Genomic DNA, 14,085 nt, shown 5'->3' on the forward strand with positions numbered 1-14,085 from the left:
CCGAAGTATAGAAAATTAAACCATCTAGAATGCCAGCAAATTATGAATAGAGGCAACTTAGATGACTGTTACCTGTTTTATTGAATACAAGATCGATCCGTTTAAGCTTGATGCTTTCCGGCAGTATGCTGAGAACTGGGGCAAGATCATTCCCAATTGTGGCGGACGACTATTAGGATATTTTCTGCCTTCTGAGGGCACCAACTTTCAGGCCTTTGGTATTATTAATTTCGATAGCTTGGCTCATTATGAACAATATCGAAAACTGCTTAAGCAGTCTCCTCAGGGCAGTGAAAATTTTCAGTTTGCGACGAGAGAGAAGTTTATTCTTGAAGAGAAGCGAAGCTTTTTAAATGCTGTGCCAGAAACCTACCTGAAGTTCCCACAGGAAAATCACTGATGATCGCCGTCATATTTGAAGTTACACCAAAGCCTTCAGGAAAAGACAAATATCTGGCCGTTGCAGCCGACCTAAAAGAACACCTAACCAGCTTCGATGGATTTATCTCTGTCGAGAGATTTCAAAGCCTCAATCAGCCAGAAAAAATTTTGTCACTCTCTATTTGGCGGGATGAAGAATCTGTAGTGAGCTGGAAAAATCACAAGGCTCACTGTGATGCACAACACCTAGGAAAAAAACAACTATTTGACACCTATCGTATAAGGATTGGAAAAATTCTTCGGGATTACTCTATGCAATAAATCAACAGTCAAATTTGACTCAAACTATAAAGCCTCTGCATCTTGTTCTTTTACTGAAAAACAGAACGCAGAGGCCCCCATTCCTAAAAACGTACCGACCAAAATAATCGAATTACATTGGCAGAGAAACTATAAGCGGGTTCGTCACCGGGACTGATAGATGTAGCTGAACCGTGTACTGTGACATCGAGAAAGTCATCGTAGTCAAATAGAATATGATCCCAGTAAAGATTAATTGTATTCCTGCGATTTAATAGAGACCAGCGCCGTGGCAACTCATAGGACACTCCCAGGCCAAGGGCCAAGGTTGTGAAATTGCTCAACTCCTTATCACGAGCACGAAAGTTGGTAGCGTTGAGATAGGGAAAAAGGTCGCTGTAAAAATCTGCACTACTCTGCTGATAGTAACGGATCTTTCCTTCAAAAACCCACTCGTCTTGTTCTTTCCAAGGATGGGTATAGCGAAACTCTACATTGTCTGCAACGATTCCCCAACTATCCGCATAGTGTCGATACTCCCCTTTAATCGCTGCGCGATAGGGCAATCTATATTTGGCCCTTAGGGCAACCGCATCACTGTTTCGAGTTCTGGGGTAAACCTCGGCCTGATAGCTAAATCCTGTTCCAGATGCTTCATCGAGATACCTAACACTGCGATAAGGGTTGTTGAGATACCCTTCATCCGATACAGTTTCGACACTCACCTCTGCAATCAGCTTTTGCGTGAGAATCTGATTCCAACTAAATGCGTAGCGACGGTGTTGCGCTTCCTCGGCAAAATTATCGTCGCCATTGCGGAACACATCATCACTTCCGTAACTAACCCGCAGGTCGATAGTACTTAAATCGCCAAAGAAACCCTGACTGATGCCGAAAGCAACGGTTTGTGCCTCGTAGTCATTCTCAGAACTGTTGGTGTACCCCACGCTGATCGTAGTTTTATCCACCAGGTAGTCAGCGCCCAAAGAGTACTCATCCCGTTGCTCCGAATACTCACTGGCCGTGGCCTCCACATCAATAGAGGCCCCGGAAATCATGTCCACATAGTAATTGGCAGACAGGGAAACATTATTGCCAACATTCTGGCGAATCAATACTGAAGGCCCATCAATGGTCACTCCACCACCGCTATAGGCGTGATACATATTGTCTGCCCGCTCTTCGGGAAGCACTGCGGCCACGGCAGCGAGCGGTGCCAAAAATGCCAACCCGCCCCAGCGAGATAGAAGCTTAGTTACAACCACATCCACCTCCACTGCCTCCTTCAGCTCCACGCGCAGCTTCGCGAGCTTCATACACGTGATTCATATAGCGAGCAGCTACCGGATCCTGCTCAAAGCCCATAATAGGATCCGCAAGAAATTGCCGTTCGTAGGGTGCAATCCACGGGTTAACAGTGCAACCTGTACTCATCAAGAAAGTGCAAACTAGCAATAGTGCACGCATGACACTACTCCCGAATCAATTCCTTAATCATTTTTTTATAGGCAGCTTCATCCCCATCACGATAACCTTTATGGATATAGCGAACGTTGCCATCACGATCAATAAATACGGTGCTGGGCATAGCGGCAACACCATACATTTTGCTCACTTCCCCTTTGCTATCAAAAAGAATCGGAAAATCCACTGGAATTTTCGCTAATAGCGAGTCCGCATCCTTACGCTGTGCATCCACATTGACTCCCCAAACCTGGAAGCCAGCAGCTTCATAGCGAGCATGTAGCTGATCCAACAGCGGCATTTCCTGACGACAAGGGCCACACCAGGAAGCCCAGAAATTCAGCATAATGACATCGCCGCGCTGCTCTGCAAGCCTCAAATTTCCGCCTTGGTTGGAACTCAAGGTAAAATCCTTAGAGGGCTCTGCGGCGGAAGCCTGTGACATCGATAAAAGCAGCGTCAGGAAAGCAGCCAGGTATTTCATGGAAGAGTCCTTGTTATTTTTTGATGATCAATTAAAAAAAGATGGTAAGTCCCAATTGGGCAGACAGATTATTGGTGACTTGGGCCTCGCCAAATAATTCATGCTCAAAAACATGGTCGCGAACATCCAGGCGCACTGCGAGCCAATCGTTGGCAAGCATTCTCACTCCTGCACCAAAGTTGTAAGTGAAGTGCTCCTCGTCAGCAAACGAGGTATTTCCCACACCTCCCGCAACATAAAAATTGGCATTAAAAGCCCAGTCATCAAATACAAAGTACTCACCCTGGAAAATATTCCAGCCCACAGAGGTATTGTAATAACTGAGTTCACGCTGCTCATCAGTCAACAGCGGTGCTGCACCGCTCAATCTTTCAAAGCTGGATTCTCCCAACTCAGTCTGGGCATAGGTGGCCTCAATAAAGAAATCTTCGCTGATATGGTAGGCCGCTGAAGTGCCGTACAGGGAGTTTGAGCCAAAATCCTCGACATTGATAACACCAGCAAACAAACCAATTTCTATATTTTCACTATCTATCAGGGCGTCACGTATCTCTCGCCGCTCCAGTTCAGGTGCGACAATATCCGCAAGTACTTCATCATCCTGCTGAGCACTGCATACCTGGGTCCCCACCAGTGCGGAAAGCGCCGCAGAGCCTACAGATATACGTCGAAACCAAGTTTCCACTCGACTATCTCCTGATTATTTTCCTGCGTAGTAAGCAAGTAGTGATTTGTGTATTCAGCCCTGATGGCAAAACGGCGCGATAAGTAAGTACGCAACCCTACGCCCGCCAACATCGTTGTATCTTGCCGATCTTCGGTGGCAACGATAGTTGCGTTTGGAGAGGTAACATTTATCCCGGCTCCCAAAACAAAATAAGGGGATATTTTCCAACGTGGAAATGGCTGGTAGACCATTGCCACCTGATAGACTTGGCTGTCTGAATAGGAACCTACCGCCTGGGTTGCACGTATTTCAGTAGCCAGATTGACAGTAAATTGGTAGCCCAGGCTAACTCCCAGAGAGTCCGCTCCAGCAAAATCACCGTAATTCATACCTAGGTAAAAGTAACCGTCGTCAACATCGGAAAAATCCGGCAGAGGAACTCGAACAATTTCTCCATTTTCTCCGTAGATTTCACGTAAGTCGTCAACTTTTACCCAGCCACTTTTATTGCGTGAAGTAAGCACTTTTACCCAGTCGGTGCGGCGTTTAAGCAGCCAAATTTGTTCACCATACTCAGCGACATAGAATATCGGGTAACCGCGCCCCGGGCCTCGGTAAATATTAATAAATGCATTACCGACTGTAACCGGCTCTGCATCCTCAAGGCCTTTATATTTTTTCTCAGTCTCAGTCTCAGTCTCAGTCTCAGTCTCAGTCTCAGTCTCAGTCTCAACCAATTCTTCTTGTGGGGTATCATCTGAAGAATCAGATTCCATCAAAGTTTGTCCAGAAGAAGCCTGCCCAGAAAAAAGTAGCAGCAATACAAATACCGCGAAACTGCCAATAGAATTTTGGTGTAACTTCAACATGCTTTAATCTGCCGGCGCCGCAAAAGGATCGTTATAGTATTGAGCGCCAATATCAAACCACTCGGCAATCAAGCGCAACTCGGCATCTTCTAAGTACCCTTGATGTGCGCCACCACTTTCAAAGAGAGAAAAAAACGAGCTCTCAAGAGCAGAGCTCGTCAAGGGAGAGGAAATATTGACGGTAACCATTACCGGAATCGGATCACCGTTACTGTCGAGAACTAATTCACCATCCTCATCAACCTCGTAAACAGGATTTCCATCATCATCAAATTCCTGTACAAGCCGCGGTGTTAGCACTCCACTGGATAACTCCAATTCAGGACGATCGGCCACCAGCTCGGAATAGGAAACAAACCAAGCATCATTAACAGAGGAAGCCGAGGTTGTGAGATCTAATTGCCCATCGGGTATTTGAGTTGCTCCAGCAGCATCAACAGGAGAGTGACAGCCTGTACAGGTATAATCAGCTATTACTGCTCCTGTACTATCCAATACTTCACGGGGGAAATCCCAGAGCGGCTGAATATGTTGTTCATAGTGAATGACGATTCGACAATTACTTTCCCACTCTGTTAAACAGGCGGATTCCACCGGTGCATCCGTACTCAAATCACCATATGAAAGCAATAACTCATCATCCTTAGTCCGTACCGCAGGATCAGTCCATAAATCGGTAAAGTGCAGATCTCCTTCAAGTTCAGCCTCACCAATATACCGGGCCAATAATTGAGCCATAGTCTCGCCCATTTCCGCTAGTAGCGCGGGCTCAGTATTGGCAAATGGTGCTGCCGAGGTCGGCGCTCCAACCCAAGCTGATTCCAGCTGCATATCCGTGCGGCCATGAGGAGCTTCGCTATCGCTAGTATGACAACCGTTACAACTGCGCACTTCACCCGCTTGTAGCTGTAACCAGTTGTTATGACTATCGAAAATGCGTTTTCCATCCGCATCGACAACGGAAATTGCCAGGGGCATATCTGCGGGAACTTTTACCCTTACGGAGCCGTCGGGCTGGATTGGGGTATAACCCAATATTTCACGCATGCCCTGATTACCATTGCGGCCAAATGCTGCCCCATCAAAGTCCAGAACATCATCGTCGGGAATGCCCACGGCCTTGGAAATTTTCAGGAATCGTGCAGGCCGCAAATCTGCTGTGGTTTGGGCGGGATCCGCCAAGGTTTCGATTCCGGCAATATCTTCACCATCAAAATCATAAACACTGCGAATATCCAGGATTCCGACAGATTCCTCCACCAGATCCGCATCGACATCGACTCCCGGGACGGGGTCTGGAATATAGGTAGGTTCAGTGCGCGGCTCCAGAGTAACCCCTTCGGATATCATTTCTCCCTCTTCCACAACCACAATAGGAAGCTGGGTGCCGGCGATATAATCGTAAATCCACAGACCGTAGAGTGGGTCTGCCAATTGAACTTCTTCGTCTTCGGCAAGAGTATCCGGGCAGGTCTCCAGCAGCTCGGTTTCTTCATTGATAACCCGGCATTCACTCCAGGTTACCAACAAACGACTTGTCCCATCGTAGAATGGCCATGCGGAAGCAAAAGTACCGTGGGGAGAAATAGTATCGTCGGTAGTGACTTCTCCGACAGTGATAGAAGCCTGCCCGACCATTTCACCACTTTGCTCCGGCTCACTGTAGGCTTCGCTATAAACAATTCCGTCGATAGTAACGAGATCGCCGCCATAAGTGAGCCCAGATGGAGCACGCAACGTTACCAAAAGACGGCCATCGGGCATTTCGTGCGGTCTATTGAAGGCGGCCTCAGTCTCTTCTGTACCCGTATTTTGACTGTGATAACCGTAATAAACCGCCAGGTCAGAACCATCTGGCTTTACTGTATATAAGCTTAATTTATCGATACCTGCTGCATTGTCCCAGCGATTAAACAGAATCCGTCCATCGCTCAGTACAACTGGATTTAAATCATGACTCTGATTAAACGATATCTGCGTGATATCGGTTCCGTCCGCTTCCATTACATGGAGTACAAATGCCGGCTCTTCTCGATTTTCAGTCAGAGCTGAAAATTGCGGTTTACCGTCATCCAGTAAAAGAGCTCTGGAGCGTCGCTGGCGGGTAGAAGAAAAAATAATACGTCCATCGGGTAAAAAAGCGGGAGCGATATCCTGGCCTTCCTCAGCAGTTAAATCTGACTCAATTACCCGATTGAGTTCTTCTGTTTCGGTGTTGTATACCCAAATATTCCAGGTAGGCTGCTCATCGTCATCAGCGTCTTCTATTTCCGGTGCCCGCAGCGCAAATATAAGCTGGCTGCCATCTGCTGAAGTATTCAGGTCTTTTACATCGTAATCACCGTCAAATATATTTGCAGTAATGACAGTTTCTGCAGCACTGGCGGTTGCACGATCTTTTAAAATCAGTTGGGCTCCGGCAAAAAATTCAGCGGGCTCATAAATATTATCCTGAAGGAGACTGCCATCATCGTCACTACTTAATTGACGAAGTACAAAAGCAACAGGATAGTCCTCCACCACGGGATCTTCGGCTTGGTCTTCACCACCACTGGAACTGCCACCGCCACTACAGGCCGCCACCAATAGCAAAAGCGGTAGCGCACGCAAACATTTCATTTTTGTTATCCACCCGGGTTTGGCACGAGCAGCACACGCCTTTTTTGTGCTCTTAGCCTAAGAACTTTTTTATACGGCTTTGACCGCTGAGGCTAATTCTCGCAAGTTGCGCACAAAAAGTTTGCCAACTGGGACGCAAATATTGAAAGTCATTCTGACATTGTTGAAATCTGCTTTTAGACTGCTTTGCCACATCCCAGTGATCTCACCGACAAAAATAGTCCAATGAAAAATAATTCGTCTCGAGCGCGTGTACTCCGGCTCACCACGGTAACCGCACTGCTCGGAGTAGGTTTGTGGAGTAATTCTGCCCTATCAGCATCGCAGGACCAGGCTCTCCAAATTCACAGCCGCATCACCGGAACCATTCCCAGCGAGAGCGTATTGCTGGATATGGCAGAGGATATAGAAAACGGTGATCCCACCGCTGCGGCGTATACGGCAATGGAGAATGACGCCTTCTATAATGTCACTCTAAAAAATCTGGCCACTCCCTGGACCAATGAGGAGCAGGACGTATTTGAACCATTAAATGACTACACTGCGACGGTAATCGGCATGGTTCGGGACGATATGGACTTCCGCCAACTGCTCTCGGCGAATATTCTCTACACCGGTGATATTTCTGGCCTGCCCTCCTACAACACGGGAAATAACGACCACTACGAGACACTGGAAGCCGGGGGTTATTCCCTGCAGGACAATCTGGTGCAGGAAGCCCAATCCTCTCTCAATGGTCTCCCCGCAGATGCCACCGCCGGCGTTCTTACCAGCCGCGCCGCCGCCAAGGCTTTTTTTAGTGCGGGAACCAATCGCGCCATGTTTCGCTTTACCATGCTCAATCACCTGTGTAACGACATGGAGCAGGTGCAGGATACTTCCCGCTCACCGGATCGTATTCGCCAGGATGTAAGCCGCAGCCCAGGTGGCGACAGTCGGGTATTCCAAAATAACTGTATCGGTTGCCACAGTGGCATGGACCCCATGGCACAGGCATTCGCTTACTACGACTATGTATACGATGCAGACAATGATCCCGATGGAGAAGAGGGATCCCTGGATTACAACGCAGCCGGTGATATAGATCCAGAAACCGGCAGCCGTGTTAAGGCCAAAAACCTGATCAACAGCGGCAATTTTCCCCACGGTTTTATTATTCCCGACGACAGCTGGGTTAACTACTGGCGCGAGGGCATAAATATGCATCTGGGCTGGAGCGACACCTTGTCCGGCAACGGCAACGGCATCAAATCCCTGGGAGAGGAGTTGTCTAACAGCCGAGCTTTCGCCAAATGCCAAGTAACTAAGGTGTTTCGCCAAGTTTGTCTGCGCGAGCCGGAAGATTCTACCGACCGCAACCGTATCGAAACTATTACCGATGACTTCAGCAATACCGGCTACAAACTTAAGCAGGTATACGCAGATACTGCGGTTTACTGCGCGGGAGATTAAAAAATGAAAACCTATAAAAGTCTCCCAGTGATAGAAAATACACTGACAGCTCGCACGCTTCGTATCGCTTCACTGTTTTGTGCTGCCCTGGCAATCAGTGCCTGTAGTGGTGGCAGTGGAGAGGGCACCGAAAGTCAACCAGATACCAGTGACAACGATGGCACCGCTGCTTATTCCGGACCGGATCCTGAAACCGATGATGTCAATCAATATAAACAGTACATCTGGGATAACCTGGCGGCGACAAATCGATGTGGCAGCTGTCATATTGAAAATAACCAGAGCCCACATTTTGTCCGCGGCGATGATATCAATGCTGCCTACGATGCCGGGCGTGAGTTAATTAACTTATCAGTTCCCGATGAATCCCGTTTGGTAACCAAGGTTGGTGGTGGGCACAATTGTTGGCTTTCCAGCGATGATGCCTGTGCGGAAATTATTACCAATTACATCGAGGAGTGGGCTCGGGCTAGCGGCGGCCTAAGCAATACAATCACCCTTGTCGCACCTGTCGAGCGTGAGGTGGGTGCCAGTAAAAGTTTCCCCGAATCCAGCGGCAGCTTTAGCACTACAGTTTACCCTCTGTTGCGCAGCTACTGTGCCAACTGTCACAGTGAAGATGCGACAACGGCACAAACTCCCTACTTTGCCAGCTCTGATGTCGATCTCGCCTACGCATCTGCGGTCAGCAAAATTAACCTGGATTCTCCGGCCGACTCCCGTTTCTCTGTGCGCCTGGGCAGTGAATTTCACAACTGCTGGGATGACTGCTCAGATAACGAAGCGGAAATGACCGATGCGATCCAAGCCTTCGCCGACACTATCAGTGTCACCGAGGTAGACCCCGACTGGGTTATCAGTAAGGCACTGCGCCTCACAGACGGTATTGTTGCGAGTAGTGGCGGCCGTATAGAGAGCAATGCAATTGCTCTCTATGAATTTAAAACCGGCAGCGGCACCACTGCCTACGATACCTCCGGAGTTAACCCCGCAATTGATCTCGCCCTATCTGGCGATGTGGAGTGGATCGACTCCTGGGGACTGCAATTGAAGGGGGGTAAAGCACAGGGGGCTACTGCAACCAGCAGCAAACTTTACGATACACTCACAGCCACCGGTGAATACTCAATTGAAATCTGGGCGGCACCCGCCAACGTCTCACAGGATGGGCCCGCGCGTATCGTCACCTATTCCGGTGGCGATGATATTCGCAACTTCACTCTCGGCCAAGATCAATACAGTTACACCGTGCAAAACCGCAATGACAACACCGATGCGGACGGTATGCCTACCCTGGCAACCGATGATGCCGACCAGGTTGTACAAGCCAGTCTCCAGCATGTGGTGGCCACTTACGATCCAATTAACGGACGCAAGCTTTACGTTAATGGTGCAAATACCGGGGAGCCGGACCCAAGTGAATCCGGTTTACTCTCTACCTGGGACGATACCTTTGCTCTCGCAGTAGGCAGCGAAGTCAGTAACGGCAACAGTTGGGAAGGCTCCATTCGCCTTTTGGCAATTCACTCCCGCGCCCTATCGGAAGAGGATATTGCTACCAACTACGAAGTCGGCGTCGGTGAAAAATATCTGCTGTTATTCAAAGTTGAAGAGCACACAGGCATTGCCGAAAGCTATGTCATGTTTACTGTGCAGCAATTTGATAATTATGCCTATCTGTTTAGTGAACCCACCTTTGTCAGCCTCGACGACAGTGTCGATCCATCTGGAATCGCCATTGAGGGAATGCGTATCGGTATTAATGGCCGCGAAGCGGAGGTGGGCCAGGCCTGGTCCAAGTTATCCACTGCAGTCGACAATAGCTACGTAGTAGGTGAAGGCCAGCAGATTTCCAGGCTCGGGACCATTATCACTCTGGATAAGGGCCCCCTCGATGATGAATTTTTCCTGACCTTCGAAACAATCGGCAGCGAAACCTATAACCGGGTTGAGGCTACTCCAGCAGAACCTTCGGATGCCGCTGATCTGGAAGCGCAATCGCGCATAGGTCTGCGCCGATTTGAACAAATCCATGCAAGCCTGTCCCAGGCGACCGGAGTCTCCATGTCCCACCCGGATATTTATGAAACCTGGGAAACTGTGAAACGCCAGCTTCCGGTTGAAAGTGACATTGAAGGATTCCTCGCTGCACAGCAAATGGGTATTACCCAGCTGGCAGTGAAGTATTGCAGCACCCTGGTGGACTCTAGTGAGCGCAGCAGCTACTTCAGTGGATTTGACTTCAGCGCTTCCGCAGACACCGCCTTCGACAGCGCCAGCAAACGCGCGCAGATAATTGATCCGCTCATGGAAGGTTTGCTTGGCCACGAGATGAACTGGCACGACGGCAGCGTCTCGCAGCTTGCCAGCGCCCCGGACCTGGCCTCTGTAGAGACAGAACTGGATACGCTTATCGACACCATGACCACCTGTGGCAGCAGCTGCGATTCAGGTCGCACAGAAACTACGGTGAAAGCCGTATGTGCTGCCGCCATGGGCAGTGCCATGATCCTGATTCACTGATCGCATAAAAAAGACTAGCGGCTTTGTCGGCAAAACTTTCGCCGGTAAAGCCCCTCCACAATAAAGAGCCGGCACACCGAAAACTCTATCCGGGAATATTATGAGCAAGAAAAAACACTTTGATCTGGACCAGCCCCTACGGCACCCGGACCACCACCGCCCGGTAACACGCCGCGACTTTCTCGCTCAAGGCTTCCGAGCGGGTATGGGAACAGTGCTGGGCGGCTCTGTCTTCAGCTTGTTTGCCAATCCCCGTAGTGCCCATGCAGCCCTTTCCTCGGACCTGGAAGCGCTACGAAAAACCAATGGCGGTCCCTGCGATGTCAGTGCATTCGGTGCCGGTAAAATTCCTTTTATTTGTTTCGATCTCGCCGGCGGCGCCAATATTGCAGGCTCCAATGTGCTGGTAGGCAAAGAGGGCGGACAAATGGATTTTCTCGGCACAGCCGGCTACAACAAGCAAGGCCTCCCCGGGGATATGGTTCCCTCCCTCGGTGATGAATTTATCAATACTGACCTGGGTCTCGCCTTCCATAGTGACAGCGGCATGTTGCGAGGCATCTTGGAAAAAATCGCTGCTGGCACAGCATCGGCGACCAACGGTGCAGTTATTCCCGCTCGCTCGGAAAATGATACCGGCAACAACCCACACAATCCCATGTACGGTATTAACCAGGCGGGAGCAAACGGTTCCCTGCTGGCCCTGATCGGCTCCAGCTCCAGTGATTCCGGTGGTAACTCCATGGCTCCTTCCGCCATGATCAACCCCGAAGTTCGCCCCACCAAAGTGGATCGCTCTTCCGACGTTACCGGCCTTGTAGATGTAGGAGACCTGGTGGGGCTGCTCAGTCAGGAGGACACTGTCGCAGTGATGGAGTCCATGTACCGTATCTCCGAAGCGAAACTCAGCAACGTAAATACTAAAGTCAGCACCGATGCAGTCATTAAAGACCTGGTGCGTTGCGGCTATATGAAAAGTGCTGACCTGGCTGATCGCTTTGGCAACCCTGCCGATTTAAATCCCGAATCCGATCCTGATATCGTCGGGCCATCCGGTGTTTTTACCAGTTCAGAATTGAGTGGAGACAGAGAGTTCCAAAAGACCGCCTCAGTGATGAAGCTGGTCGTCAATGGATATGCCGGTGCAGGCACTATTACCATGGGTGGCTATGACTACCATACCGGCGACCGCGCCACAGGAGAGATTCGCGATTTGCGCGCTGGGCGCTGTATTGGCGCTTGCCTGGAGTATGCCGCCCGCCGCAACCAGCCCCTGATGATTTACGTTTTTAGTGATGGCTCCGTTTTCTCCAACGGAATGCTGGACGACTCGGTAGAAGGCCGTGGCAAAGGCGTCTGGACTGGCGATGATCAACAGACAGCCGCCTCATTTTTCCTGGTATACAACCCGGCGGGCCGACCACAATTACTCGGTGGCACGGCGGACGAACAGGCGATCCACCAGCAACTCGGCTATATGCGCAGCTCCGGTGATGTAGAAACAACATCCACCCCCGCCGCTAACAACGTCAATTTATTGGTGGAAACTGTAGTACTCAACTATATGGCCCTGCACGGGGAGCAAGGTAATTTCTCAACCTTATTTCCGAATCACGGTCTCGGCGATAGTAACTTACAAGACAGTATGACTGCCTTCGCCCCCATTATTTAACTTGGATAAGTGATGTTCCGCTTTTTTAAATTGCTATTACTGTGTAGTGCCACACTTTGCGCAATTCCTTCGATGGCCGAATGGCACTACGCTGAACGTGCAATTATGGGAACTCAGGTTCGCCTACAACTTTGGCACGAGGACGGCATTGAAGCCGAGCACCTTATTGAAGAGGTCATGGCAGAGTTTCATCGACTTGACGATCAGCTCTCGCCCTATAAGGAAAACAGTGAACTATCACTCGTTAACCGCACAGCTGGCCGGGGAAACGTCAATATTTCTAAAGAGCTCACCAACCTGATTGATAAATCCCTTTGGTTTAGTCAGCTCACCGATGGTGCATTCGATATCAGCTACGCCACCCTGGGCAAGCACTATGATTTTCGCCAGCAGAAACAGGCAGACGCCCAGCTAACGGACTCGTTGTTAGAAGCGTTGAATTACCGTCACTTAAAACTGAATAAAAAGGCCAATACACTCCGTTTTGGCCACGAAAACACAAAAATAGATTTAGGGGGAATTGCCAAAGGCTATGCGGTTGATCGGGCAATTGAGATCCTCAAGCAGGCAGACATTTGCTGCGCCAGTGTCAGTGCCGGTGGCGATTCACGCATGCTGGGAGATAAACAGGGGCAACCCTGGTTAGTGGGTATTCGCCACCCCCGTGAAAAAAGTAAGAATGCTGCGGTTATCCCCCTGCGTGATATTGCTATCTCTACCTCAGGTGATTACGAGCGTTATTTTATTGATGAGCAGCAGGATAGAGTGCACCATATTTTTAATCCATCCACAGGAAAACCCTCGGAAACTTCTGCAAAAGACACTGATAAGTTGATTAGTGTCAGCATTATTGGCCCCCGCGGCTTTGATACCGACCCCCTTTCTACCAGTGTGTTTGTTCTGGGAAAAGAGAAAGGCTTGGCACTTATTAATCGATTGCCCCAATTTGAAGCAGTAGTTATAGATAGTAACCGGAAGTTGTTTTTCAGTCGCGGTTTGGAGAATCTTTGAGTAATCCGTTTTATCTTCATAGAAAATTTGCCAACAAGATCACATCAGATCGTTGATCCCCTGACATAATTTGCGCCGACCAAAGAATAATGCCAATTCCTATCAAAAGGTCTGCCATGAGACGCCCCTTTCAGTGCTTTATTTTATTTATCGGCCTTTTAGGCTCTGCGTTTGTGCAGGCTCAGGAAAGCGATTTCTCTGCGGAGAAATTGGAAGAATTAAAGCGCGATGTACTTAAATTAAACAGGGATTTATTGATTCTTGAAGAAGATTTGCTCTATCCCGCACAGAGCCAAATCGCCTTTTATGTGTCTATGGATGTAGGCCACTATTTTACTTTGGATGCAGTAAAGCTACACATCGATAACAAGTTAAGTGCAAGTCATCTGTATACGGAGCATCAGCGGGAAGCGTTGATTCGCGGTGGTATTCAACCGCTTTACAAAGGCAACCTAAAATCCGGTGATTACACTATTTCTGCTTTTATAACTGGCCTTGGGCCCGAAGGGCGCGAATACAAGCGGGCAGCCAAGTTGGAATTGAATAAAAGTGATGAGCCCGCCGTTATTGAACTGGTTATCTCAGACAACTCCGGAAAACAACAGCCGGAGTTTGAGTTGGTGCAGTGGCCAACGCCCTGATT

Annotated in this window: 13 protein-coding genes; 7 read left to right on the top strand and 6 right to left on the bottom strand. The window is 49.2% G+C overall.

Annotation, left to right across the window (positions count from 1 at the left end):
* Positions 1-61 precede the first annotated feature (61 nt).
* Both ACJJI8_RS04625 and ACJJI8_RS04630 read left to right on the top strand, forming a co-directional pair.
* A complete protein-coding gene (locus tag ACJJI8_RS04625; RefSeq protein ID WP_444906971.1) occupies positions 62-400 on the top strand; it encodes an NIPSNAP family protein in 339 nt (112 codons plus the stop codon).
* A complete protein-coding gene (locus ACJJI8_RS04630; RefSeq protein WP_444906970.1) occupies positions 400-702 on the top strand; it encodes an antibiotic biosynthesis monooxygenase family protein in 303 nt (100 codons plus the stop codon). The genes ACJJI8_RS04625 and ACJJI8_RS04630 overlap by 1 nt, the downstream gene beginning before the upstream one ends.
* 83 nt (positions 703-785) lie before the next feature.
* Here ACJJI8_RS04630 and ACJJI8_RS04635 read toward each other — a convergent pair whose 3' ends face one another.
* Genes ACJJI8_RS04635 through ACJJI8_RS04660 form a run of 6 tightly spaced genes read right to left on the bottom strand, consistent with a single transcriptional unit; the run spans position 786 to position 6,784 of the window.
* Positions 786-1,997, bottom strand: coding sequence for a DUF3570 domain-containing protein (locus ACJJI8_RS04635; RefSeq protein ID WP_413663670.1), 1,212 nt, complete (start codon positions 1,995-1,997; stop codon positions 786-788).
* Positions 1,933-2,148, bottom strand: coding sequence for a DUF4266 domain-containing protein (locus ACJJI8_RS04640; RefSeq protein ID WP_413663671.1), 216 nt, complete (start codon positions 2,146-2,148; stop codon positions 1,933-1,935). Before ACJJI8_RS04640 ends, ACJJI8_RS04635 begins: the two co-directional genes overlap by 65 nt.
* A 4-nt stretch (positions 2,149-2,152) precedes the next feature.
* Positions 2,153-2,629, bottom strand: a complete 477-nt coding sequence (locus ACJJI8_RS04645) for a TlpA disulfide reductase family protein (protein WP_413663672.1) — start codon at positions 2,627-2,629, stop codon at positions 2,153-2,155.
* Between the two features lie 31 nt (positions 2,630-2,660).
* Entirely contained in the window at positions 2,661-3,314 is a 654-nt protein-coding gene (locus ACJJI8_RS04650; protein ID WP_413663673.1) for an outer membrane beta-barrel domain-containing protein, read from the bottom strand.
* Complete coding sequence (locus ACJJI8_RS04655; RefSeq protein WP_444934412.1) at positions 3,284-4,165, bottom strand: outer membrane beta-barrel protein; 882 nt, start codon at positions 4,163-4,165, stop codon at positions 3,284-3,286. Before ACJJI8_RS04655 ends, ACJJI8_RS04650 begins: the two co-directional genes overlap by 31 nt.
* A gap of 3 nt (positions 4,166-4,168) precedes the next feature.
* A complete protein-coding gene (locus tag ACJJI8_RS04660) occupies positions 4,169-6,784 on the bottom strand; it encodes an HzsA-related protein (protein WP_444934413.1) in 2,616 nt (871 codons plus the stop codon).
* A 225-nt stretch (positions 6,785-7,009) separates the two neighbouring features.
* Between ACJJI8_RS04660 and ACJJI8_RS04665 the strand changes: the two genes are divergently transcribed.
* From ACJJI8_RS04665 to ACJJI8_RS04685, 5 genes are all read left to right on the top strand, one after another.
* The gene (locus ACJJI8_RS04665; RefSeq protein WP_444934414.1) at positions 7,010-8,236 is read left to right on the top strand and encodes a hypothetical protein; all 1,227 of its coding nucleotides are present in this window, start codon (positions 7,010-7,012) and stop codon (positions 8,234-8,236) included.
* A gap of 3 nt (positions 8,237-8,239) precedes the next feature.
* Positions 8,240-10,759, top strand: coding sequence for a LamG domain-containing protein (locus ACJJI8_RS04670; protein WP_444934415.1), 2,520 nt, complete (start codon positions 8,240-8,242; stop codon positions 10,757-10,759).
* A 100-nt stretch (positions 10,760-10,859) separates the two neighbouring features.
* A complete protein-coding gene (locus tag ACJJI8_RS04675; RefSeq protein WP_413663678.1) occupies positions 10,860-12,431 on the top strand; it encodes a hypothetical protein in 1,572 nt (523 codons plus the stop codon).
* A gap of 12 nt (positions 12,432-12,443) precedes the next feature.
* A complete protein-coding gene (locus ACJJI8_RS04680; RefSeq protein WP_444911732.1) occupies positions 12,444-13,442 on the top strand; it encodes an FAD:protein FMN transferase in 999 nt (332 codons plus the stop codon).
* Positions 13,443-13,558: 116 nt separating this feature from the next.
* Positions 13,559-14,083 (top strand): AraC family transcriptional regulator, encoded by a 525-nt coding sequence (locus ACJJI8_RS04685; RefSeq protein ID WP_413663680.1) that lies wholly within the window; start codon positions 13,559-13,561, stop codon positions 14,081-14,083.
* Positions 14,084-14,085 lie beyond the last annotated feature (2 nt).

It is taken from the genome of Microbulbifer maximicatervae (SeqCode) (genome assembly GCF_052467695.1).